Annotated in this window: 24 protein-coding genes and 2 tRNA genes; 12 read left to right on the forward strand and 14 right to left on the reverse strand. The window is 70.7% G+C overall.

What is annotated here, in order from left to right:
• The first annotated feature begins 51 nt into the window (after positions 1-51).
• On the forward strand, positions 52-960 hold the full coding sequence (locus tag JKG67_RS11980; protein ID WP_203337548.1) for a LuxR family transcriptional regulator: 909 nt from the start codon (positions 52-54) through the stop codon (positions 958-960).
• 281 nt (positions 961-1,241) lie between these two features.
• Here the strand turns inward: JKG67_RS11980 and JKG67_RS11985 are convergent.
• Positions 1,242-1,334: transfer RNA gene (locus JKG67_RS11985), tRNA-Ser, on the reverse strand.
• Positions 1,335-1,387: 53 nt separating this feature from the next.
• On the reverse strand, positions 1,388-1,843 hold the full coding sequence (locus JKG67_RS11990; RefSeq protein ID WP_203337549.1) for a hypothetical protein: 456 nt from the start codon (positions 1,841-1,843) through the stop codon (positions 1,388-1,390).
• 113 nt (positions 1,844-1,956) lie between these two features.
• On the opposite strand from JKG67_RS11990, the gene JKG67_RS11995 reads away from it, so the two are divergent.
• Positions 1,957-2,337, forward strand: coding sequence for a hypothetical protein (locus JKG67_RS11995; RefSeq protein WP_203337550.1), 381 nt, complete (start codon positions 1,957-1,959; stop codon positions 2,335-2,337).
• A 27-nt stretch (positions 2,338-2,364) separates the two neighbouring features.
• A tRNA-Ser gene (locus tag JKG67_RS12000) sits at positions 2,365-2,452 on the forward strand.
• An 11-nt stretch (positions 2,453-2,463) separates the two neighbouring features.
• On the opposite strand, the gene JKG67_RS12005 is transcribed toward JKG67_RS12000, so the two are convergent.
• Entirely contained in the window at positions 2,464-3,645 is a 1,182-nt protein-coding gene (locus tag JKG67_RS12005) for a hypothetical protein (protein ID WP_203337551.1), read from the reverse strand.
• An 11-nt stretch (positions 3,646-3,656) separates the two neighbouring features.
• On the reverse strand, positions 3,657-4,433 hold the full coding sequence (locus JKG67_RS12010; RefSeq protein ID WP_307816535.1) for a carbon-nitrogen hydrolase family protein: 777 nt from the start codon (positions 4,431-4,433) through the stop codon (positions 3,657-3,659).
• A 37-nt stretch (positions 4,434-4,470) separates the two neighbouring features.
• Here JKG67_RS12010 and mobA point away from each other — a divergent pair, with 37 nt between their 5' ends.
• The 3 genes from mobA (at position 4,471) to JKG67_RS12025 (ending at position 6,771) form a co-directional block, all read left to right on the forward strand.
• Complete coding sequence (mobA, locus tag JKG67_RS12015) at positions 4,471-5,064, forward strand: molybdenum cofactor guanylyltransferase (RefSeq protein WP_307816536.1); 594 nt, start codon at positions 4,471-4,473, stop codon at positions 5,062-5,064.
• Positions 5,065-5,095: 31 nt separating this feature from the next.
• Positions 5,096-6,073: an NAD(P)H-quinone oxidoreductase gene (locus JKG67_RS12020; RefSeq protein ID WP_203337554.1), complete on the forward strand. Its 978-nt coding sequence runs from the start codon at positions 5,096-5,098 to the stop codon at positions 6,071-6,073.
• A gap of 125 nt (positions 6,074-6,198) precedes the next feature.
• Positions 6,199-6,771, forward strand: coding sequence for a bacterial proteasome activator family protein (locus JKG67_RS12025; RefSeq protein WP_203337555.1), 573 nt, complete (start codon positions 6,199-6,201; stop codon positions 6,769-6,771).
• Between the two features lie 82 nt (positions 6,772-6,853).
• On the opposite strand, the gene JKG67_RS12030 is transcribed toward JKG67_RS12025, so the two are convergent.
• From JKG67_RS12030 to serS, 4 genes are read right to left on the reverse strand one after another with little or no spacing between them, the layout of a single operon-like run.
• A complete protein-coding gene (locus JKG67_RS12030; RefSeq protein ID WP_203337556.1) occupies positions 6,854-7,495 on the reverse strand; it encodes a hypothetical protein in 642 nt (213 codons plus the stop codon).
• Positions 7,485-8,300, reverse strand: a complete 816-nt coding sequence (locus tag JKG67_RS12035; RefSeq protein WP_203337557.1) for an HAD family hydrolase — start codon at positions 8,298-8,300, stop codon at positions 7,485-7,487. The genes JKG67_RS12030 and JKG67_RS12035 overlap by 11 nt, the downstream gene beginning before the upstream one ends.
• Positions 8,297-9,130 (reverse strand): HAD family hydrolase, encoded by an 834-nt coding sequence (locus JKG67_RS12040; protein WP_203337558.1) that lies wholly within the window; start codon positions 9,128-9,130, stop codon positions 8,297-8,299. The genes JKG67_RS12035 and JKG67_RS12040 overlap by 4 nt, the downstream gene beginning before the upstream one ends.
• Positions 9,127-10,401: a serine--tRNA ligase gene (gene serS, locus JKG67_RS12045; RefSeq protein ID WP_203337559.1), complete on the reverse strand. Its 1,275-nt coding sequence runs from the start codon at positions 10,399-10,401 to the stop codon at positions 9,127-9,129. Before serS ends, JKG67_RS12040 begins: the two co-directional genes overlap by 4 nt.
• 103 nt (positions 10,402-10,504) lie before the next feature.
• On the opposite strand from serS, the gene JKG67_RS12050 reads away from it, so the two are divergent.
• Positions 10,505-12,079, forward strand: coding sequence for a bifunctional phosphatase PAP2/diacylglycerol kinase family protein (locus JKG67_RS12050; RefSeq protein ID WP_307816537.1), 1,575 nt, complete (start codon positions 10,505-10,507; stop codon positions 12,077-12,079).
• A 48-nt stretch (positions 12,080-12,127) separates the two neighbouring features.
• Here the strand turns inward: JKG67_RS12050 and JKG67_RS12055 are convergent, their stop codons facing one another.
• On the reverse strand, positions 12,128-13,393 hold the full coding sequence (locus tag JKG67_RS12055; RefSeq protein ID WP_203337561.1) for a hypothetical protein: 1,266 nt from the start codon (positions 13,391-13,393) through the stop codon (positions 12,128-12,130).
• Positions 13,390-13,893 (reverse strand): SigE family RNA polymerase sigma factor, encoded by a 504-nt coding sequence (locus tag JKG67_RS12060; protein WP_203337562.1) that lies wholly within the window; start codon positions 13,891-13,893, stop codon positions 13,390-13,392. The genes JKG67_RS12055 and JKG67_RS12060 overlap by 4 nt, the downstream gene beginning before the upstream one ends.
• A gap of 205 nt (positions 13,894-14,098) precedes the next feature.
• Between JKG67_RS12060 and JKG67_RS12065 the strand changes: the two genes are divergently transcribed.
• Positions 14,099-14,983, forward strand: a complete 885-nt coding sequence (locus tag JKG67_RS12065; RefSeq protein ID WP_203337621.1) for a prephenate dehydratase — start codon at positions 14,099-14,101, stop codon at positions 14,981-14,983.
• Between the two features lie 77 nt (positions 14,984-15,060).
• On the opposite strand, the gene JKG67_RS12070 is transcribed toward JKG67_RS12065, so the two are convergent.
• Both JKG67_RS12070 and JKG67_RS12075 read right to left on the reverse strand, forming a co-directional pair.
• Positions 15,061-15,537 (reverse strand): nitroreductase family deazaflavin-dependent oxidoreductase, encoded by a 477-nt coding sequence (locus JKG67_RS12070; protein ID WP_203337563.1) that lies wholly within the window; start codon positions 15,535-15,537, stop codon positions 15,061-15,063.
• The gene (locus JKG67_RS12075) at positions 15,524-15,907 is read right to left on the reverse strand and encodes a DUF4446 family protein (protein WP_203337564.1); all 384 of its coding nucleotides are present in this window, start codon (positions 15,905-15,907) and stop codon (positions 15,524-15,526) included. The genes JKG67_RS12070 and JKG67_RS12075 overlap by 14 nt, the downstream gene beginning before the upstream one ends.
• Positions 15,908-15,927: 20 nt before the next feature.
• On the opposite strand from JKG67_RS12075, the gene JKG67_RS12080 reads away from it, so the two are divergent.
• Both JKG67_RS12080 and JKG67_RS12085 read left to right on the forward strand, forming a co-directional pair.
• Entirely contained in the window at positions 15,928-16,551 is a 624-nt protein-coding gene (locus tag JKG67_RS12080) for a TMEM165/GDT1 family protein (protein WP_203337565.1), read from the forward strand.
• A 79-nt stretch (positions 16,552-16,630) separates the two neighbouring features.
• Positions 16,631-17,839 (forward strand): arginine deiminase, encoded by a 1,209-nt coding sequence (locus JKG67_RS12085; protein ID WP_203337566.1) that lies wholly within the window; start codon positions 16,631-16,633, stop codon positions 17,837-17,839.
• A 167-nt stretch (positions 17,840-18,006) separates the two neighbouring features.
• On the opposite strand, the gene JKG67_RS12090 is transcribed toward JKG67_RS12085, so the two are convergent.
• Entirely contained in the window at positions 18,007-18,936 is a 930-nt protein-coding gene (locus JKG67_RS12090) for a DUF5926 family protein (protein WP_203337567.1), read from the reverse strand.
• A 19-nt stretch (positions 18,937-18,955) separates the two neighbouring features.
• Positions 18,956-19,738: a glycerophosphodiester phosphodiesterase family protein gene (locus tag JKG67_RS12095; RefSeq protein WP_203337568.1), complete on the reverse strand. Its 783-nt coding sequence runs from the start codon at positions 19,736-19,738 to the stop codon at positions 18,956-18,958.
• 112 nt (positions 19,739-19,850) lie between these two features.
• On the opposite strand from JKG67_RS12095, the gene JKG67_RS12100 reads away from it, so the two are divergent.
• Positions 19,851-20,228: a hypothetical protein gene (locus JKG67_RS12100; protein WP_203337569.1), complete on the forward strand. Its 378-nt coding sequence runs from the start codon at positions 19,851-19,853 to the stop codon at positions 20,226-20,228.
• 100 nt (positions 20,229-20,328) lie between these two features.
• Positions 20,329-20,742, forward strand: coding sequence for a DUF6326 family protein (locus JKG67_RS12105; RefSeq protein WP_203337570.1), 414 nt, complete (start codon positions 20,329-20,331; stop codon positions 20,740-20,742).

Genomic DNA, 20,742 nt, shown 5'->3' on the forward strand with positions numbered 1-20,742 from the left:
GACGACCGCCACCTCCTGGAGACCGCCGCAGCGGGGCTCTTCGAAGCCGCCGTGCTCACCGGCGGACTGGCACCCGACGATCCGCGGATCCTGCCGGGGGGTGAGTTGCACGCCGCCTTCGGGCTGCTGCAGAGGCTCGAACTGCTGCACACCGAGGAGTCGGGGCGGCACCTGCCGGTCGATCCGGCGATCGTGGCGGCACGGGTGGTCACCCCGATGAGCCGCCAGGGAGCCGAACTCCTTCAGGAGTCCGCCCGGTGGACCACCGCCTTCCAGCACCTCGGCCAGCTGTGGCGTCGTACGCCGGGCTATGCGCACGACGCCATCGCCGAGGTGCGCGGCATCGAGGAGATCAACCAGTACATCGGCGGCCTCGTCGCCGAGGCGAGCACCGAACTGCTGACCGCTCAACCCCAGGCCGGACGGGAGCCCAAGCACCTCAAGGCCGCGGCCAAGCGGGACGGCGAAGCGATCCAGCGCGGGGTGACCATGCGCACCCTCTACCAGCACGCCGCGCGGCACCACCAGAGCACCGTCGAACACGTGAACACGGTGACCCGGCTCGGCGCTCAGGTGCGCACCCTGGACGAGTTCTTCGACCGGATCATCATCATCGACCGACGGATCGCGATCGTCCCGGCCCTGGACCGCAACAACGCGATGGTGGTCCGGGAGCCGTCACTGGTCTCCTACTTCGTCTCCATGTTCGACCGCAGCTGGGCGCGCGGCCGTCCCTTCCTCGGCGACGACGACCCGACCCGACCCAGCATCGCCGACGAGCAGCGTGAGATGACGATCCGGATGCTCCGGGCAGGGCATTCGGACTCCACCAGCGCCAAACGCATGGGCGTGAGCGTGCGCACGTACGCCGGCTATGTGGCGGACCTCAAGGCCGAGCACGGCACCGAGACCCGCTTCCAGCTGGGCTTCGAACTGGGCCGTCGCCGCAGCGACGACTGATCAGCTCGTTTTGCCCCAACCGGTGTCGTTGATGCTGAAGTGCGGGATGTCTGGTGCGATCAGCTCGAAGCCCTCAGAGTCTGACGCGACCACGAGTGGCGCTTCGACTGAGTCCTCCGGAGCCGACAGTTCGGCACCGTAGGCAGGGACTCCCAGACCCCACCCCAAGAGCACCGCTGCTACGACCGTGACCATGCGTTGACGAATACTCATGGGTTCGTCCTCCTTGTACCCCAGAACCCCAAGTGGCCCCCGGAGAAATCTCCGGAGGCCACTCAGTATGGCGGAGGCGGCGGGATTTGAACCCGCGAGAGGGGATTACCCTCAACCCGCTTAGCAGGCGGGCGCCATAAACCGGACTAGGCGACGCCTCCTCGCGCAGGCAAGGCTACAAGCCCGGCCGGTCGGCCGCCCAATCCGCCCCGCGTCAGCCGTTCAGACGGCGCAGTCCGTGGCCGCGCTGCAGGTGCTCCTGGAGCTCGCGGACGAACTTCTCCCGGTTGATGCCGAGCACCTCCACCGGGATGGTGGTGGCCGACCCGTTGCGGAGCCGGAGCACCACCACGGGCGAGTCGGCCAGGGTCCGGGTCACCGCGTCCTCGACGTCCTTCCAGCGGCCCTGCTTCACGCCCGCGCCACGCACGAACCGGACCCGATAGCCGGTGTCGGTGAACCGGACGACGTACGCCTTCCGGGTGAACCAGAACCCCAGGCCGGCCACTGCCAGCACCCCGGCGGCGAAGATCGCGGGGACCAGGCTCCCGGACAGACCCCACAGGTCGACGAGCACGGTGAGCACGAAGACCAGCACTCCCAGCAGCACGAGCGAGACCCCCAGCATCCGGGCGGCCAGGGCGGGCGAGAGTCGGTAGTCGGAAACCACCCCCCGATTGAACATGACCCGCCGCCAACCTCGCCAATCCGGGGCCGTGATCCCCTTGCCGGAACGGTGTGCTGCGCGCCACACTCAGAGACCCAGCAACCAAGGAGGCCGTCGTGCCCACGTCAGCCCAGACCCAGACCGCGCTGGCCAGCCTGCGCGCGGCGCTCGAAGCTCCCCGCACCGACGGCCCTGCCCTGGGCAACTGGCGGTGGACCGTGCGGCGGCGTCTGGCCGAGGTCCGCGACGTGTTGGCCCTGGAGCGGGCCACCACCAAGGACGGCTGGCTGGCCGCCCGATCAGGGACCGTGCTGCGCGAACGGAACGCGTTGCTGACCCGGGTCGCCGCGATCGCCCACGACGTGCTCGACAACGCCGATGTGGAGGACGTCCGCACCGAGATCCTGCGGCTGCTCGGCGACATCAACCACCACCTGCAGCGGCTGACCGATCTGGCCTATGACGACGTCGAGATCGAGCTCGGTGGGTCGGAGTGAATAGACTCCTCCCGGGCACATGCCCAAGGAGGGGTGCCGGAGTGGCCTATCGGAACCGCCTTGAAAGCGGTCGTAGGGAGACCTACCGCGGGTTCGAATCCCGCCCCCTCTGCCAGTAGGACCCGCTCACTGCAGCGGGCGGTACCTCGGTGGCTCGGGCCGCAGCGCGGCCGCCTCCTCCGCACGCCGGGCGCGGCGCCCCCGGGAGCCGGTGAGCACCAGGTCGGCGCGGATCACCGCATAGCCGATCAGCATCCCCAGCGCCAGGCTGTAGCCCTGCATCAGCAGCGCCTCCCCCATCGAGTACGCCGGGTTGACCAGGCCGTGGCCCACCGGCGTGGTGGCCGCCACCCCGAAGGCGCACACCCACCAGCCCTGACGCCGCCGGGCCCGCATATGCGCACCCCACATCAGCGCCGGGATCCCGAGCAGCACCTCCAGCGGCCGCGGTGCGGCCCCGAAGACGTCCCGGGTCCAGCCGAGGGCGGTGGCTGCCTGCTCCAGCATCCCCTCGCTGCCGTAGCGGCGGAGCAGTTCGGTGTAGGCCAGGCTGACCGCCACCACCGCACTGCCGACCAGCACGATCACCAAGCCACGGCGCCCCAGCCCGTGGAAGCCGGCCCCCAACCGGAACACGAACGCCAGAGCGGTGACCAGCGCCAGCGCCAACGTCACGTACTCGTACCGGGTCTGCGAGAGCAGCGGTGAGAACCCGAGCGCCGCCATCCCGCCGATCGCGGCGACCGACATCGCGATCACCACCTCCCGCACGGCATGCAGCGTCCGCACGCTGGGCTCGGTCACCATCACCGCCAGTACCGCGGCGACCACGGTGGTCAGCACGGCGGTGCCGGTGCGCAGTGGCTCGGAGTCCACGAATCCGACCGCCGAGGTAACCACCAGCGCCGTCGCTGCCAAGGGCAGGGGGCGGGCGCCGGTGCGCGCGGCCAGAGCACCGACGTACGCGGTCGCGATCAGCACCGAACCGGCCAGGGACAGTTCGGCCGGCACCTGGTCGAGCCAGACACCGGTCAGCAGGACCAGCCCGGCGGTCACCATCAGCAGCCCGAGCGCGAGCACGCCGTTCCTGGCCAGCCAACTCCGCCAGACCTGTATGCGTGAGGGGCTGGGCGTGCGGCTGGGCGTGCGGGTGGCCTTGCGGGTGGAATTGCCGGTGGACGTGGGGCCGGGCGTGTTCGTGGAGGTCGGCTGCTCAGCGGCCGGGGCCGGGTTCCGCGGCGGGCTGGGGGTCGAGGCGCGCCACCGGGACCGCTTGGGTGCCGTGCGACGGCCTCGGTACTGGGACACGACGGGCGATTCTAGGGGGCGGTGAAGCGACGGTTCGCCAACGACGGGTTCGTTTCGCGGGCCCGGGTCAGCTCCGACGCGTCGAGGGTGATCCTCAACACGGCATCGGCCTCGTCCCCCGCCTCGGCCAGCACGTCCCCCCACGGGTCCACTGCCAGCGAGTGGCCCGTGTAGCGCGGCGGTGGCTGACCGGCCGCCAGGACCCACACCGTGTTCTCGATCGCGCGGGCGCGGACCAGGGTGCGCCAGTGGTCGACCTTGCGTTCCCCGGCCACCCAGGCCGCGGGCACCACGAGCACCTCGGCCCCGGCGTCGACCAGCGCCCGGGCCAGCTCCGGGAAGCGCAGGTCGTAGCAGGTCATCAGGCCGATCCGGAAGCCCCCGACCTCGCAGACAACGGGCTGCAGCGGCCCGCCGGTGAGCCGATCGGACTCGCGGTAGCCGAAGGAGTCGTAGAGATGGATCTTGCGGTACGACGTCTCGACCGCGCCCCGCACCAGCAGCGTGTTGTGGGGCCGGGCCGGGTCGGTCGATCGCTCGAACATCCCGGCAATGACGGTGGTGTCCCGCTCGGCCGCCACCTGGGACAGGGCACGGCCGAACGGGCCGTCGACGGTCTCGGCGTACCCGCTGACGTCCTCGCCCGGCGTACCGAAGTCGCGGGCGAACGCCTCGGGCAGCACCACCAGGTCGGTGTCGGCCGGGACCAGGTCGGCGAGCCGGGCCCGGTTCTGCGCCGGGTCGAGGCCGGCGGCGGTCTGGACGAGGGCGACGCGGAGGGTGCTCACGTGACAAGAGTGCCAGCACCGGTCAGACTCAGGCGTTGTGAACTCCGACGCCCCCGGTTTCGACCTGTCCGCTGCCGGCTTCTGCGCCGTCGTCCTGGCCGGCGGCGGCGCCGCCCGGATGGGCGGGGTGGACAAGGGTTCGGTCGAGGTGGGTGGGCGCACCATGCTGGACCGGGTGCTCGAGGCCCTGGTGGACGCCGACGAGGTGGTGGTGGTCGGCGACCAGGTGCCGACCGACCGACCGGTGACGTTCGTGATGGAGGAGCCCCGGCGAGGCGGACCGGCGGCGGGACTGCTGACCGGGGTGGACTCGTTCCTGAGGCGGCCGCGGCTGATCGCGGTGGTGGCGGTGGACATGCCGCTGTTGACGGCGGCGACGTTCCGGCGGCTGCGGGAGGCCAAACGGGACCACGACGGCGCGTTCCTGGTCGAGACGTCGTCGATGCGCCGCCAGCTCGTCGGAGTCATCGACGCCGACCGGTTGGCGCAGGTGCGTCCTGGCCCCGAGGACCGCCACGGCCTGCCGATGCACAAATTGCTCGCGGACCTGGATCTGGTCGACGTCCCAGGCATCGGCCGCGAGGCCATCGACATCGACTCGTGGACCGACCTGCGCGATCTGGACGCCTGACCGGTCGTGGCCGGCGCCTAGGGTGGGGTTCATGCGCGCCGTGATCGCCAGCCAGCCCGGAGGCCCCGAGGTCCTCACCATCGCCGAGGTGCCCGACCCGACGCCGGGGCCCGGCGAGGTGCTGCTCGAGGTGATCGCCACCGCGATCAACCGGGCCGACACCCTGCAGCGCCGGGGCTTCTATCCGCCGCCGCCCGGGGTCACCGACATCATCGGCCTCGAGTGCACCGGCACCGTGCTCGCCGTCGGCGAGGAGGTCTCGGGCTGGCAGGTCGGGGACGTCGCCTGCGCGCTGCTGTCCGGCGGCGGGTACGCGGAACGGGTGGCCGTCCCGGCCGGGCAACTGATGCCGATCCCCGAGGGTCTCGACCCGGTCACCGCCGCCGCACTGCCTGAGGTGGCGTGCACGGTCTGGTCGAACGTGTTCATGGTCGCCGGGCTGCGGCCCGAGGAGCGGTTCCTGGTGCACGGTGGCGCGGGGGGCATCGGCACCTTCGCGATCCAGTTGGCGAAGGCGTACGGCGCCGAGGTGATCGCCACCGCCGGCTCACCGGCGAAGGTGGCCCGCTGCACCGAGCTCGGCGCCGACCTGGTGGTCGACTACTCCGAGGACGACTTCGTCGCCGAGGTGTCGTCGTACACCGAAGGCCGGGGGGTCGACGTGATTCTGGACAACATGGGCGCGAAGTACCTCGACCGCAACATCGACGCGCTGGCGAACTCGGGTCGGCTGGTGATCATCGGCATGCAGGGCGGGGTGAAGGCGGAGCTGGACATCGCCAAACTGCTCGGCAAGCGCGGCGCTGTGATCGCCACCTCGCTGCGCGCCCGGGACGTGACTGAGAAGTCCGCGATCTGTGCGGCGGTGACCGAGCACGTGTGGCCGAAGGTGACCTCCGGGGAGGTCCGGCCGGTGGTGCACACCACGTTGCCGCTGGCTGAGGCCGCCGAGGCGCACCGACTCATGGAGGCCGGCGAGCACGTCGGCAAGATCCTCCTCACCCCCTGACGAAATGGGGTCTCTGGCCCGCCGAAGTGGGGTTTGTGGCCGCGCGAGGTGGGGTTCGTGGCCCGCCGAGGTGGGGTTTGTGGCCCCGGACCGGTCCTTCGGGGCGCTGCTATTAGGGTGATGACATGAGCGACACAGGTGACCAGCCCGGAAGGGAACAAGTCGTGATCATCGGCCCCGACGGGCAGCCGACCTCGATCACGCCCCCCGACCTGGGCGCGGAGACCCCGAGCGAGGATGGCAGCAGCCTCACCGAACTCGTCGAGCAGCCCGCCAAGGTGATGCGGATCGGCTCGATGATCCGTCAACTGCTTGAGGAAGTGAAGTCAGCTCCCCTGGACGAGGCCAGCCGCAACCGATTGAAGGCGATCCACCACGCCTCGATCGAGGAGTTGGAGGCGGGCTTGGCGCCGGAGCTCATCGAGGAGTTGGAGCGTCTCTCGCTTCCGTTCACCGACGGCACGCCCAGTGAGGCTGAGTTGCGCATCGCCCAGGCGCAGCTCGTTGGCTGGCTGGAGGGTCTCTTCCACGGGATCCAGACCGCCATCTACGCGCAGCAGATGGCCGCTCGGGCACAGCTGGAGCAGATGCGGCGCTCACTCCCGCCGGGGCTGATGCCGGGTGCACCGGAGCACGGCCACGGCACGCCCACCACTGGTGAGCGTCCGGACGGCTCCGACCCGGGCATGTACCTGTAGGAAGCGCGCTCGGCGGGCCACAACCCCCACCTCGGCGGGCCACAACCCCCACCTCGGCCGGCCACAAACCCCACCTCGGCGGTCAGGAACGCAGGCGGCGGAGGATCTGCAGGAAGATCAGGCCGAGCAGGCCGACGCCAACGCCGATGACGCCCGGCATGGCCAGATCCACGAACGCGGTCGGTTCGTCGCTGCCCACCTTCGTCAGCCGAGCGGACCGGGCCGTGGTCACCGGGAAGGGATCGCCCAGCACCTCACTGAGCCGCCGCTCGAAGGCAGCCCCCGACTGCCGGGTGCCGCTGCACAGTCCAGTCCGGTACGTGCCGTCGTCGTCGGTGAGGAAGAAGGCGTAGACCACGCCCAACTCCAGCCCCTCCAACCCGCATGAAGCCCCCGAGGCGGCGGAGAGCACCTCCAGCGGGCGCGGGATCTGCCGCTCGGCCCACACCAGCTCCGGCTCCACCAGATAGGTCAACGTGCTGGGCAGACCCTCGGGAAGATTCTCCGACGAAGGAGGCTCATCCAGCGGCACGCCGTCGGCCTCCACCGCGACCAGCACCCCGGAGACCACCACGTCAGCCATCTCCGCGCGTTCGGCCAGCGGCACCTGCGCGCACGAGCAGGCGTACGCCGCCGGGCTAGGGCCGAACAGCACCAACCCCGTCCCGGCCAGCATCGCCGCCAGCAGCACCCGTCGTACCCGCTCCATCACGTCACCGAGCATCCCACACGTCCGTCAACCCGAACACGTCGACAAGCACCCGGGCGACCCCGTCGTCGTCGTGGTGCGGCGCCACCAGCCCGGCGGTACGACGGACCTCGGGGTGCGCGTTCTCCATCGCGTACGACGTGCCCGCCCAGCTCAGCAGCGGCAGATCGTTCGGCATGTCCCCGAACGCGATGACCTCGTCGCGGGCCACCCCCAGCTCGGCGCAGAGCCGGGCCAGTGTGGAGCCCTTGGTGACCCCGCGCGCACTCATCTCGACCAGGGTGCCGGTCGAGGACCAGGTGGTGGTGACCAGGTCGCCCACCTGCTCCTCGGCGGCCTCCCAGAACGGCTCCGGGCCGAGCTCCTCGTGCCGGGCCAGCAGTTTCACGACCGTGTGGTCGACGATCCGGTCCAGCGGCCCGACCGGGATCCCGTCGGGTTGGGCCAGCCGGGGCATGAACTGCTCCTCGCGGGCGAACCCGCCGGTGCGCTCCAGCGCGAACGAGGTTCCCGGCAGCGCCCGGCGCAACCGCCGGCCCACCTCCACGCAGGTGTCCGGGTCGATGGTGAGCGCGTGGCGGACCCGGTCCGCGGCCACGTCGTACACGATGCCCCCGTTGGAGCAGATCGCCAGCCCGTGGCCGCCTACCTCCGCCCAGAGGTGTTCCATCCAGCGCACCGGCCGGCCGGTGGTGAAGACCACCGGGATGCCGTGGGCATCGAGAGCGTCCAGCACCCGCCGGGTGCGCGCGGTCACCTCCCCGGAGGCATTCAGCAGGGTGCCGTCCAGGTCGGTGGCGACCAGACGCGGGGCGCTCACCCGAACCAGCGGTCCAGTTCGATCGCGGCGCCGTCCTCGTTGACGGTGGCGGTGACGTGGTCGGCGGCCTGCTTGACCTCGAGCACCGCCTGCCCCATCGCCACGCTGCGCCCGGCCCAGGCGAACATCTCCAGGTCGTTACGGCCGTCGCCGATGGCCAGCGTCTCTTCGGGCTGCACACCGAGGTCCTCGGCCACGTGGGCGAGACCGGAGGCCTTGGAGATGCCCACCGGCGCCAGGTCCATCCAGGCGGTCCAGCCGATCACATAGTCCGTGCCGTGCAGCCCGAGCCGCTCGGCGAGGGCGGTGAACTCCTCCACCGTCGCCCCCGGGTCGCGGATGATCACACGGCTGACCGGGCCGCCGATGATCTCCTCCACGTCGGTGACGATCATCTCGCCGGTCAGCTCCCCCTCCGGGAAGGGCCGGTTCACCCGGTAGCCGATGCCCCGTTCCTCCACCCCGACCAGCGCGGAGGGGTGCTCGGCCAGCACTGCGCGGACCGCGGCGGCGGCGTCGAAGGTCTCCTCGTGCACCACCTGGATCGGCGGATAGCGCAGCACCACGGCCCCGTTGGAAGCGACGATCCAGACCGGGTCGTCGGGTCGGCCGAGCCCGAGCTCGTCGGCGATCGGGGTCATCGCGTGCAGCGACCGGCCGCTGGCCAGCACCACGTGGGCGCCGGAGTCGGCGACCCGGCGTACCGCTGCCTTCACCGCGGGCGGGATAGTGCCCTCGACGCTGCCGGAGTTCCCGTCGGTCCACCGCAGGAGGGTCCCGTCGATGTCCAGGGCGACCAGCTTGGGCTGCCACTGGCCCGGCGTCGTCACGGGAGCGGCTCCAGGACCTCGCGGCCGCCCAGGTACGGGCGCAGCGCCGCCGGGACCCGGACGGATCCGTCGGCCTGCTGGTGGGTCTCCAGGATCGCCACGATCGTCCGGGTCATCGCGCACAGGGTGCCGTTGAGGGTGGCCAGGTGTCGGGTGCCGTCGCCGTCACGGCCGCGGATGTCGAGGCGACGGGCCTGGAAGTCGGTGCAGTTCGACGTCGAGGTGAGCTCGCGGTACTTGCCTTGGGTGGGGATCCAGGCCTCGCAGTCGAACTTGCGTTGCGCGGAGAGACCGAGGTCACCGGCAGCGACGTCGATCACCCGGTAGGCGAGCTCCAGCTTGTCCAGGAACGCCTTCTCGTGCTCGAGCAGCCGCCGGTGCTCAGCCTCGGCGTCCTCGAGGGTCGTGTAGACGAACATCTCCACCTTGTCGAACCAATGCACCCGGATGATTCCCTTGGTGTCCTTGCCATGCGAGCCTGCCTCCTTCCGGAAGCATGGGCTGAACGCGGCGTAGCGCAGCGGCAACTTCTCCGCGTCGAGAATCTCGTCGGAGTGGTACGCCGCCATCGGCACCTCGCTGGTGCCGACCAGGTACAGGTCCTGACCCTCGATCCGGTAGACGTCGTCGGCGGCCTGGCCGAGGAAGCCGGTGCCGTCCATCGCCCGCGGCTTCACCAGCGCCGGCGGGATGGCCGGGATGAAGCCGGCGGCCCGAGCCTGGTCCATCGCCATGTTGATCAGCGCGAACTCCAACTCGGCGCCGACGCCGGTGAGGAAGTAGAACCGCGATCCGGACACCTTGGCGCCGCGCTCGATGTCGATGGCGCCGAGCAGCTTGCCCAACTCGATGTGGTCGCGCGGTTCGAACCCCTCGGCGGCGAAGTCCCGGGGGGTGCCGACGGTCTCCAGGAGCACGAAGTCGTCCTCGCCGCCGGCGGGCGCCTCGTCGGCCGCGACGTTGGGGATCTGCATGGCCAGCTCGATCCAGCGGGCCTCGGCCGCGACCTGGGCGGCTTCGGCGGCCTTCACGCCGGCGGCCAGCTCCTTGGTCCGGGCCAGCAGCGCCTGCTTCTCCTCGCCCTGGGCGCGGGCCACTTCCTTGCCGAGTGCCTTCTGCTCGGCGCGCTTGGCCTCGTAGTCGCCGATCGCGGCCCGACGGGCGGCGTCGGCCTCCAGCGCATCGTCGACGATCGAGGACGACTGGCCGCGACGCTTCAACGAGGTACGGACACGGTCGGGTTCGTCGCGCAGCAGGCGTGGGTCGATCATGACGGCAAGGCTATCCGGAGACCCGGATCACGGTCCGTCGGTGCGGCGACCGGGGCATTCGCGGGGCATACTCGTGCCCGCCCCGATCGTGAGGAATCCTGCCGTGCCCGACCGTTCCCGCTCCCTGCCGCTGGCCGGCGCCCTGGTGTGCCTGACCGCGTTGACCCTGGTCACGGCACTGGTGGTCGGCGGCTGGGCGCCGCTGGCCGGCTTCGACGACACCACCGAACTCTTCCGCGACGCGGCGCTGCGCCACGACTCGGTCGAGCCGGTGCTGCTGGTGCTTGAGATCGCGCTCAACTCCATCGCCCTGGGCATCCTGACCGTGGCGATCGCCGCCCTGCTGTGGGCACGCAGTCACCCCCGCGCCGCGATCTACACCGCGCTGGTGATGGTGCTGACCGCCCTGGTCACCAGCGTGATGAAGGCGACGGTGGGCCGGGAGCGCCCGGCGTGGCAACCGGAGGGGACCCTGCTCACCGAGGGATCGTTCCCATCCGGGCACGCGTCCGGGATCACTGCGCTGGCCGGCGTCGCGATCGTGTTGGCGTGGCTCTTCCTGCGCAAACGGGGCCTGAAGGTGCTGGTCACCGCGCTGTTGCTGGTGCCGGTGCTGATCTCGGTGGTCGACCGGCTGCTGCTGGGGCGGCACTACTACACCGACGTGACCGCCGGGATCCTGCTCGGCGCCACCGTGGTGCTCGGCGTACTGGCGTTCTATTCACCGCTGCCGGTCTCCCATGCCGCCAACGCGGACCCGTTGCCGGTCGCGCCGGGCACCGGTCGGCGCCTGCACGTGGTGGTCAACCCGTCGAAGGTGGATCACCTGGCCACGTTCCGTTCGGTGGTCGCCTCGATCGCGAAGGAGGCGGGCTGGTCGGAGCCGCTGTGGCACTACACCACCGTGGAGGACCCGGGCGGCGGGATGGCCGAGGCGGCTGCGGTGGCCGGCGCCGATCTGGTGGTGGTCTGCGGCGGTGACGGCACCGTCCGCGAGGTGTGCGCCGAACTCGCCGGCACCGGCATCCCGGTCGGCATCGTGCCGGCCGGCACCGGGAACCTGCTGGCCCGGAACCTGGACATCCCGCTCTTCCTGCAGGCCGCGGTCGACGTGGCCATCAACGGCCAGGACCAGGCGATCGACATGGTCGCGGTCAGCGGCGACGGGATCGAGGACACCCACTTCATGGTGATGGCCGGGATGGGGTTCGACGCCGCGATCATGGAGGGCGTCAACGAGGAGATCAAGAACAGGGTCGGTTGGCTGGCCTACGTCTGGTCCGGCTTGAAGTCGCTGCTCTTCCCCGCCATCAAGGTCGAGGTCTCCATCGACGGCGGCGAGTTCACCACCCACCGGGCCCGGACCGTGGTGGTCGGCAACGTCGGCTACCTGCAGGCCGGGATGCCGTTGCTGCCCGACGCCGCGATCGACGACGGCACCATCGACGTAGTGCTGCTGTATCCGCGCCGGTTCCTCTCCTGGGTGCCGCTGGCACTGCGGATCCTCGCCAAGCGATCCCACACCGACGACACGATCAACCGGATGACCGGACAGTCCGTGGTGATCCGGGCCGCGCACGACACCCCGCGACAGTTGGACGGGGATCCGATCGGTCCGGGGCGGGAACTGCGGCTCGACTGCATCCACGGGAAGCTGCTGGTGCGCGTCCCCCGCTGACGCGTCGGGGTCGAGGCGGATGATTGGTCGAGGCTGTCAAGACCCCCGTCAGCAGGCGCCGTACGCCGTCGGGCGGACGTTGTCGTCCAGGCACAGTCGCCCCAGTTCGATCGGCACCAGGGCGCCGTCGGCCACCTCCCACCGCCACAGCTGATGGATCCCGAAGTCGGCCATCGTCTCGCGGGTGAACAGCCCGTCCTCGGTGATCCAGGTGGTGCGCTCGAAGAACCCCACCCAGTGGCCGTCGATCGGAGTGTCCTCGGGCTCGGTGAGGAAGACCAGGTCCCCGGCCGTCTGGACGAAGGTCCACTGCTCACGGTGCTCGCGGCTCTGCAGCACAGCGACGATGTCGCTGTCGGGCACGTGAACGATCCCGTCGACCCCGCCGGGCGGCAGCTCGATCCGCCGCTCAACGCCGGAGCCGCGCATCACCAGCTCGCCCTGCTCGTTGGAGTACGACGCGTCCTCACCCTCGGGGGCCCCCACGACGGAGAAGGTCCACGGACCCACGGAGAGCAGTCCCCCCGGAGGAGTGAGCACACCCTCCTCGATGCCCAGTCCACCGTCGACCGTCCACAGCATCGGCAGCTCCGCATCGCTGCCGGCGGGGTTGTCCCGACACGAGGTGGGGGTCGCATCGCTGTCCGGGTCACCGCAGTGCATCGGGTGCGGCACCGAGCGCAGCACGTCTCCGGCGGCGACCCAGCGGCGTACCGCCATCGTGACCGGAGGCGGGTCCCCCACGACGTACGCCGCGTCCAGCAGCGCCCCGTCGGGGTCGATCCACATCCGTCGGCCGTCCTGGACGGCGAGGAAGTAGGAGAACTCGAGGGGCAGCTGGGTCAGTCCGGTGCGCAGGACCCAGACGCCGACGCCGCCGCTGCGGTGGCTGACGGCCACTCCGGTCTCCTGGTCGAGGTCGACGAAGCCCATCAGGCTCTCCGCGCGGCGGACCCTGGCGGAGAGCACCTGGCCGTTGCCGAGGGTCACCTCGAGCTCGTTGCCGACCAGGGTGACGACGTCGTCGGCCCCGTCGCCGTTCAGGTCACCAGTGAGTTCGCCGGTGACGCCGGGCACCGGCTCGTCGGTCGGGGTGCGATCGATCGGCGGCAGCGGCTGCGGATCGGGCGCGCCCCTCGGCAGCAGGACCAGTCCGAGGATCAGCGCCGCCACCGCGGCGGCGGCGACCAGCACCGGGGCCCCTTGGCGCCACCACGGGACTTCGGGCTCGGGCAGTGGCGCGGGCGGGAGCTCGGGGGTCACCAACGCGGCCCGGGCGGCCAGCGCCCCACGCAACCGGTCTTCGACGTTCATCGGGCCACCTCCTCGGTGTCCAGCAGGCTTTCCAGCGCACCCAGTCCGCGGCTGGCGGTCGACTTGACGGTGCCGGGGCTGATGCCCAGCGTCTCGGCGATCTGGGCCTCGGACAGGTCGGCCCAGTAGCGCAACACCAGCACCTCACGCTGTCGGGTCGGCAGCTGGCGCAACGCGTCGAGGACCTCCCGATGCTCCTCGGCGAGCAGCACCGCCTCGTCGCTGCCGGCGAACGGCACGTCCGCGGGCGGTGCCACGCTGCGCGCGGTACGCCGGCGGCGCAGCAGCGTGCGGCAGCGGTTCACGACGGCGGTGCGGACGTACCCGACGGCCGCATCCGGATCCCGCAGGCGTCGCCCGATCAGCTGCGCGAACGCGTCCTGGACGACATCCTCGGCCTCGGCGGTGGTGTCGACGAGCAGCACCGCGAGGCGCACGAACCGCGTCCGGTGGGTGAGGTAGAGCTGCGCCACCTCATCGGCACCCAGCACGCGGCCCATGCTGCTCCCCTTCGGCTCGGATCTTTCATCCTGTCACTGAGTGGGACGTTCGGGGAGGCTCGAGGTTGCCTCATGGCTGGTAGGAATCGCCGGTTCAGCTTCAGCTGGGCAGGTGTCACGCCTCGACGGCTGGGTTCACGCCTCGACAACCCGGGTGCCCGCGGGCGTCGGGCCTGCGAGAATGCCCGGCGTGACGTCGTACGACATGCCCGCCCCGCTGCCGGGGCTCGACCAACGCGCCAGCGCTCTGCCGCCGGTGCGGTCCATCGCCTATCAGGGTGAGCCGGGCGCGAACTCCGACCTGGTGTGCCGCCGGGCGTACCCGGAGTTGGAGCGGGTGCCGTGCGCGTCGTTCGAGGACGTCTTCGCCGCTGTCGAGAACGGTGCTGCCGATCTGGCGATGATCCCGATCGACAACTCGCTCGCCGGTCGCGTCGCCGACATCCACCACTTCCTGCCCACGTCGGGGCTGCACATCATCGGTGAGCACTTCCTGCGGATCCAGTTCACCCTGATGGGCGTTCCGGGGTCACGGCTCGAGGACGTCACCACGGTGCACAGCCACCTGCACGCGCTCGGCCAGTGCCGCAACGTGATCCGGGAGCTGGGGCTGCGCCCGGTGATCTCCGGCGACACCGCCGGGGCGGCGCGGGAGGTGGCCGAGCTGGGCGACCCGACGCAGGCGTCGATCTCGCCGCCGCTGGCCGCGGAGATCTACGGCTTGGAGATCCTGCGTGACGAGGTCGAGGACGCCGACCACAACACGACCCGGTTCGTGGTCCTGTCCCGGGAGCCGGTGACGGCCCCGGCCGATCAGGGGCCGGTGGTGACCAGCTTCGTCTTCAGTGTCCGGAACCTTCCGGCCGCGCTCTACAAGGCGATGGGTGGGTTCGCGACCAACGGGGTGAACATGACCAAGCTGGAGAGTTACATGGTCGATGGGCACTTCACCGCCACCCAGTTCCTCGCCGAGGTGGACGGGCATCCGGACCAGCCGAACGTAGCGCGGGCCCTGGAGGAGTTGCAGTTCTTCACTACCGAGCTGAAGATCCTCGGGGTCTACCCGGCCTCACCCGCGCGCCAGTTGTGACACCTCGGCCGACCAGATGTGACACTTCGGCCGACCAGAACTCACACTTCGGCGGGCCACAAACCCCACTTCGGCGGTTAGTGGGGGGCGAGGTGGAAGACGGGGATCTCTCGGTCGGTGCGCTCGGCGTACTTGGCGTAGTTCGGCCAGGTCCGCAGCATCGTCTGCCACACCTCGGCGCGCTCGGCGCCGGTGACGAGCCGGGGTACGGCGGTCACGGTGCGGCCGTGCTGTTCCACCTCACAGGTGGCCGCGGCCTTGACGTTGCCCACCCAGGCCGGTGGCTTGGGGTGGCCCCAGTTGGAGCCGGCGACCAGCCAGCCGCCGTCATGGGGCACGCAGAGCAGCGGCACGGTCCGCGGGATACCCGACTTGCGGCCGGCAACGGTCAAGAAGATCTCCGGCAGGCCGGCGAACCACAGCAGCGTGACCCGGCCGCGGGTCAGCTTGCGGATCCCCTTGTCCAGGCCGACGACGTACCTGGAGTAGTTGTGCAGCCACGGCAGCGCACCGATCCGGATCGCCAACGGCCGCATCGGGTTAGGGACGGGCATGCTCGATCGCCTCGCTCTCTTCGGGCGAGAGCTGCTGCTCACAGCTCCAACTGCTGATGTTCTTGGCATAGGTCCGGGCCTCGTTGCGGCCATGGATCGAGGTGATCACCACACCGTGCCCCAGGTCGTCCACCAACGCCAGCGACCAGGACAGGTGACCCCCCATGTCGCCGAAGGCGTCATACCGGACCACCGCCAGGTGCTTGAGCGCATCGGCACCCTCGGCGCGCAGCGCGGCCACCTCCCGACGCAGCCCGGCGACGTCCTCGGGGACCTCCTCCACCGAGACCGACGATCGCGGTGCCCGGCGCAGCGCGATCACCAGCGCGGCGAGGGCGATCGGGAGGGCCAGCAGGCCTGCGTAGGACACAGTCGAGCAGCCTAGCGACAATGGTTGCTGTGCCGGACCATCTCATCGTCGTGTTGACGTTCGCGACCATCTTCGTGGTCGAACTCCCCGACAAGACCTTCATCGCCACCCTGGTCCTCTCCACCCGCTACCGGCCGCTGCTGGTGTGGATCGGAGTCGGGCTGGCGTTCGCCGTGCAGACCGCGATCGCGGTGGCCTTCGGGACGGCGATCTCGTTCCTGCCGGCCGAGTGGGTGCGGCTGGGCGCGGTGGCGCTCTTCCTGACCGGCGCGGTGATCCTGTTCCGAGCCGCCCGCGGCGCTGACGCGGCCGAGCTGGAGACCGAGCACGACTTCGAGGAGAAGGCGGTCAAGGCGGGACCGGCGCACGGGTTCCGGGCCGTGGGGATGAGCTTCCTGGTGCTCTTCGCGGCCGAATGGGGCGATCTGTCGCAGTTGCTCACCCTGTCCCTGGTGGCCCGGTACGCCGACCCGGTCGCGGTCTTCATCGGCGCCTGGGCGGCGCTGCTCACCGTCTCCGGGCTGGCGGTGCTGGCCGGCCGGGCGTTGTTGAAGCGGATACGTCTGTCGCTGCTGCACCGGCTGGGCGCCGGCGTCTGCGTGCTGCTCGCCGCGCTCACCGTGGCTGAGTTGATCAACGGCTGAGGCAGCCGGCGATGCCCTAGGCTGCTCTGGCATGAGGGCTGCACAGGCATGAGGGCTCACGCATGAGGGCTGCACAGGCATGAACCACGGTGCGAACAGTGAGGTCGGGCAACTGCGCAGCGTGCTGCTGCACCGACCGGGCCCGGAGCTGCAGCGGCTCACTCCCCGCAACAACGACCGGCTGCTCTTCGACGGCATCCCCTGGATCGAGCGGGCCCAGGAGGAGCACGACGCGTTCGCGGAGACTCTGCGCGGCCGGGGCGTCGAGGTGCTGTATCTGACCGGGCTGCTGACCGAGACCCTGGCCGACGCCGAAGCCCGCGAGCATGCGATCGCCGCGGCGCTGACCGGGCTGCATCTGGGCGACACGCTGCGCCGCTACTTGGCCGACGCGCTCGCCGACGCCACCCCCGCGGAGCTGACCGAACTGCTCACCGCCGGAGTACGCAACGACGAGGTGCGTGGCGGATTCGGGTTGGTCACCAGCCTGCTGGCGCACGACGACTTCCTGATCGACCCGTTGCCGAACCTGCTGTTCACCCGTGACTCCAGCGTCTGGCTCGCCGACCGGGTGGCGGTCACCAGCCTGGCGATGCCGGCCCGGGCCCGCGAGACCCAGTTGACCGAGCTGATCTGGAGTCGGCACCCCCGCTTCGCCGGCCAGACCCGGATCCACGGCTGGGCGCACGAACACGTCGAGGGCGGCGACGTACTGCTGCTGGCCCCGGGCGTGGTGGCAGTGGGGGTCGGCGAGCGGACCACTCCGGCCGGGGTGGAGCGGCTGGCGCGACACCTGCTGCACGCTGGACTGGCGCACACGGTGCTGGCCGTGCCGATCGCCCAGGAGCGGGCCACCATGCACCTGGACACGGTGTTGACGATGGTGGACGTGGACACGCTGGTGATGTACCCCAACGTGGCGGATTCGTTGACCGCATGGACGGTGACCGCGGCCGAGCCCAGCGACACCGAGTCGGAGTTGGAGTTGCGGGTGGCCGGGCCGGCGCCGTTCCTGCAGGCGGCCGCGACCGCGATGGGGATCGACGTACTGCACCGGATCGACACCGGCCTGGACCCGGTGGCCGCCGAACGGGAGCAGTGGGACGACGGCAACAACACCCTGGCGGTGGCACCGAAGGTGGCGGTCGCCTACGAGCGCAACGAGGGCACCAACGCCCGGCTGGAGGACGCCGGCATCGAGGTGCTGAGGATCGCCGGTTCCGAGCTCGGTTCGGGCCGCGGCGGGCCCCGGTGCATGTCCTGCCCGATCGCCCGCGAGCTCCTCTGAGGGCATAACTGAGGGCTCATCGGGGCAGAAAAGATCCGACCGCCATCGACGGGGGAAACGACAGCGGTCGGACTTGATTCAATCTACGACACGGCCAGTTCCTGCGTCACCGGGTCCGGGAAAACTGCTCGGTAAAAAGTCCCGGGCCACCGGACCGAAGGCCCGGATCAGCGGATGGTGACCTGTCGGCCGGCCAGCCCGGCGCGTGCCGAACGTTCCTCGGTGGTCAGCGGGACCGCGGCGGCGAGCGCCTCGACCAGCTTCGCGTCGAACTCCTGCGCCGGCCCCTCGAGGGCCTCGTGCCCGGTGCCCGAGGGCAGGTCCCAGACCGGCGCCAGCAGGCCGTGCGCCCGGAACATGCCGGCGAACCTGGCCCCCGGCACCAGGATGTCGTCGCCGGCGGCATGCAGCCGCGCCAACGCGTCCAGCAGGGCGTCCTCGGGTTCGGGGCGGACCCAGCGCAGATGCTCCCGGGTGGAGACGTCGGCCCAGTACGCCGCGGTGACGCCGGTCAGCCGGACGGTCGGGGTGATCGAGGCGTCCGCCTGCTCGATGGCGGCGACCACGGCCGCCGGTGGGTCGGTGAGGTCGTCGATCCAGTAGCCGAAGCTGTCCAGCACGCTCACCTGCAGGTGGTCGGCGGCGACCAGGTCCTGGATCCGGGGCGCGTCGGCGGCGGGGGCCTCGGTGAGCCCGACCGGGCCGACCTCGGCGGCCAGCGCCTTCACCAGGACGGCACCGAGGTCGCGAGCCGGATCGCCGTAGTTGTGCTGAACCTGCAGACCGAGCCAGACCTCACCGGAGTCGCGGACCATCGCCGGTGCGGCAGCAGGCAGCAGCGAGCAGAGTCGGACCGTGCGGTCGGCGTACTCCGCGACCAGGGGCAGCGGCGCGGTGGCCGCGGGCACGAGCTCGCGCAAGGCGATCACGTCGCATTCGCTGGGCATCCCCTCGAAGGGCCGGGCGACGAAGGCCGGTACGGCGGACGGGTCGCCGTGGCAGGCCTTGTAGCGGCGGCCAGAGCCGCACGGGCAGGGCTGGCGGGGCCCGACCTCACCCGGCGTGGTCTGTCCCTTGCTGCGCGATCGCTTTCCCATGGCAGCTGAACCTATGCGATCACTGATCGCCCAGCAGCTTCAGGATGTATCCCGGCTTGTCGGTGATCACCGCACGCACCCCGTAGCTCTGGCAGATCTGCAGGTCGGCGGCGGTGTTCACGGTCCACACATGGATCTCCCGGCCGGCCTCAGCGAGCCGACGACCCAAGCCGGGGTGCTCGCGGAGTACGCCGATGCCGGGGCCGACGATCCACTCCGAGCCGACCACCCGGCGCAGCATCGACCATTGGTGCGCCTTGTCCATCAGCTGCACCAGCCGCAGCTCCGGCGCGAGCCGTTGCACCCGCTGCAGCGCGGAGAAGGAGAAACTCATCACCCGGGCCGGGGAGTCGGCGCCATCCCACCCGAAGTCGCGGAGCAGTTCGACCAGTCGCTTCTCGACCAGGCCGCCGAAGCGGGTGGGGTGCTTGGTCTCGATCGCGAGTTCGACCGGGCGGTGGTAGTCGGCGACCGTCTCCAGGAGCTTGCGCAGGGTGAGCACCCGGTGGTGCTCCTCGTCCACGTCGGGCGCCTCGTCGTCCAGATCGGCCCACGGGTTCTTCCAGGTGGCGACATCGAGGTCGTGCAGGTCCTTGAGGTCCATCGTGGAGATGACCTGCTTGGTGGTGGCCACCCGCTTCAGGCTGCGGTCGTGTACGCAGACCAGGTGGCCGTCGGCCGTCAGCCGGACGTCGCACTCGAGTGCCTCGGCACCCGCATCGAGGGCGGCCAGGTAGGCGCCGAGCGTGTGCTCGGCGATGGTGTCGGAGGCGCCACGGTGGGCGACGACCTGGGGTCGCATGTGCCGATTATGGAGGTTGCGGGGCCGCGGTGCGAGGCGACTGGCGGGTCGAGTTCGGATCACGCGCGCCGACCCCCTTGCCGTCTGTGCGCTGGGGGATGATGATCAAGGTATGCCCACCAACGTCACCGTCACCCTGGACGACCATCCCGGCGAGCTGGCGCGGCTGGGTCGGGTGCTCGGCGCCGCCGGCGTGAACCTGGGTGGCCTGTGCGCGGTGACCAGCGGCGGCGGGAAGGCGGAGGTGCATGTGCTGGTCGATGCGCTTGCCCCGGCGATGGCCGCGCTGGAGGGCGCCGGCATCGAGATCGTCGGCGAGCAGGAGGTCGTGGTGCTGCCGTTGGATGACTCACCGGGTGCGGTCGGTGAGGTGGCTCAGCGGGTCGGCGACGCTGGCGTCAACATCTCGTTGGCCTACCTGGCGACCAACACCCGCCTGGTGCTGGCCACCGACGACTTCGCCGGCGCGTTGGCGGCGCTGCGGGACTGACCCCCTTCTGGCACACCCACGCCGGTGAGGTGCCTTCTCAGGGGCGGACCAGGGGTGATCCCGATGGTGGCGGAGGCGCCGCCGGGTCGATGCTCGGATCATGACCCCCACCCAGCCCATCGACACGCGGATCAAGATCGCTGCACTGTGGACCGCGGTCCTGTTCGTCTTCGCCTACGTCGACCTGTTCTCGCTGTATCGCCCCGATGTGCGAGCCGACCTCGACGCAGGGCGGCTCTTCGTCTTCGACATCACCGAGGTGTTCCTTCTCGCCACCACGCTGTACGTGGTGGTGCCCAGCCTGATGGTCTACCTCAGCCTGGTCCTCCCCCGCCGGATCAACCGCCCGACCAACATCACCCTCGCGGTGGTGTACGCCGTCACCATCCTCGGCAGCGCGGTCGGCGAGTGGGGCTACTTCATCTTCGGCAGTGTGGTCGAGGTAGCACTGCTGGCCACGTTGGTGTGGCACGCGTGGACGTGGCGAGCGGGGCCGGTGCCTGCCGCCGAGTGA

The sequence above is a fragment of the Nocardioides limicola genome (genome assembly GCF_016827675.1).
In the GTDB taxonomy this organism is placed as follows: Bacteria; Actinomycetota; Actinomycetes; order Propionibacteriales; family Nocardioidaceae; genus Nocardioides; species Nocardioides limicola.

What these genes read in the sequence shown, in the direction of transcription:
- JKG67_RS12020 (WP_203337554.1), top strand. Translation starts at nt 5,096, where the DNA reads ATGCGCGCCGTGATCGCCAGCCAGCCCGGAGGCCCCGAGGTCCTCACC.
- JKG67_RS12025 (WP_203337555.1), top strand. Translation starts at nt 6,199, where the DNA reads ATGAGCGACACAGGTGACCAGCCCGGAAGGGAACAAGTCGTGATCATC.
- JKG67_RS12030 (WP_203337556.1), bottom strand. Translation starts at nt 7,495, where the DNA reads ATGCTCGGTGACGTGATGGAGCGGGTACGACGGGTGCTGCTGGCGGCG.
- serS (WP_203337559.1), bottom strand. Translation starts at nt 10,401, where the DNA reads ATGATCGACCCACGCCTGCTGCGCGACGAACCCGACCGTGTCCGTACC.
- JKG67_RS12055 (WP_203337561.1), bottom strand. Translation starts at nt 13,393, where the DNA reads ATGAACGTCGAAGACCGGTTGCGTGGGGCGCTGGCCGCCCGGGCCGCG.
- JKG67_RS12060 (WP_203337562.1), bottom strand. Translation starts at nt 13,893, where the DNA reads ATGGGCCGCGTGCTGGGTGCCGATGAGGTGGCGCAGCTCTACCTCACC.
- JKG67_RS12065 (WP_203337621.1), top strand. Translation starts at nt 14,099, where the DNA reads ATGCCCGCCCCGCTGCCGGGGCTCGACCAACGCGCCAGCGCTCTGCCG.
- JKG67_RS12070 (WP_203337563.1), bottom strand. Translation starts at nt 15,537, where the DNA reads ATGCCCGTCCCTAACCCGATGCGGCCGTTGGCGATCCGGATCGGTGCG.
- JKG67_RS12080 (WP_203337565.1), top strand. Translation starts at nt 15,928, where the DNA reads ATGGTTGCTGTGCCGGACCATCTCATCGTCGTGTTGACGTTCGCGACC.
- JKG67_RS12085 (WP_203337566.1), top strand. Translation starts at nt 16,631, where the DNA reads ATGAACCACGGTGCGAACAGTGAGGTCGGGCAACTGCGCAGCGTGCTG.
- JKG67_RS12090 (WP_203337567.1), bottom strand. Translation starts at nt 18,936, where the DNA reads ATGGGAAAGCGATCGCGCAGCAAGGGACAGACCACGCCGGGTGAGGTC.
- JKG67_RS12095 (WP_203337568.1), bottom strand. Translation starts at nt 19,738, where the DNA reads ATGCGACCCCAGGTCGTCGCCCACCGTGGCGCCTCCGACACCATCGCC.
- JKG67_RS12100 (WP_203337569.1), top strand. Translation starts at nt 19,851, where the DNA reads ATGCCCACCAACGTCACCGTCACCCTGGACGACCATCCCGGCGAGCTG.
- JKG67_RS12105 (WP_203337570.1), top strand. Translation starts at nt 20,329, where the DNA reads ATGACCCCCACCCAGCCCATCGACACGCGGATCAAGATCGCTGCACTG.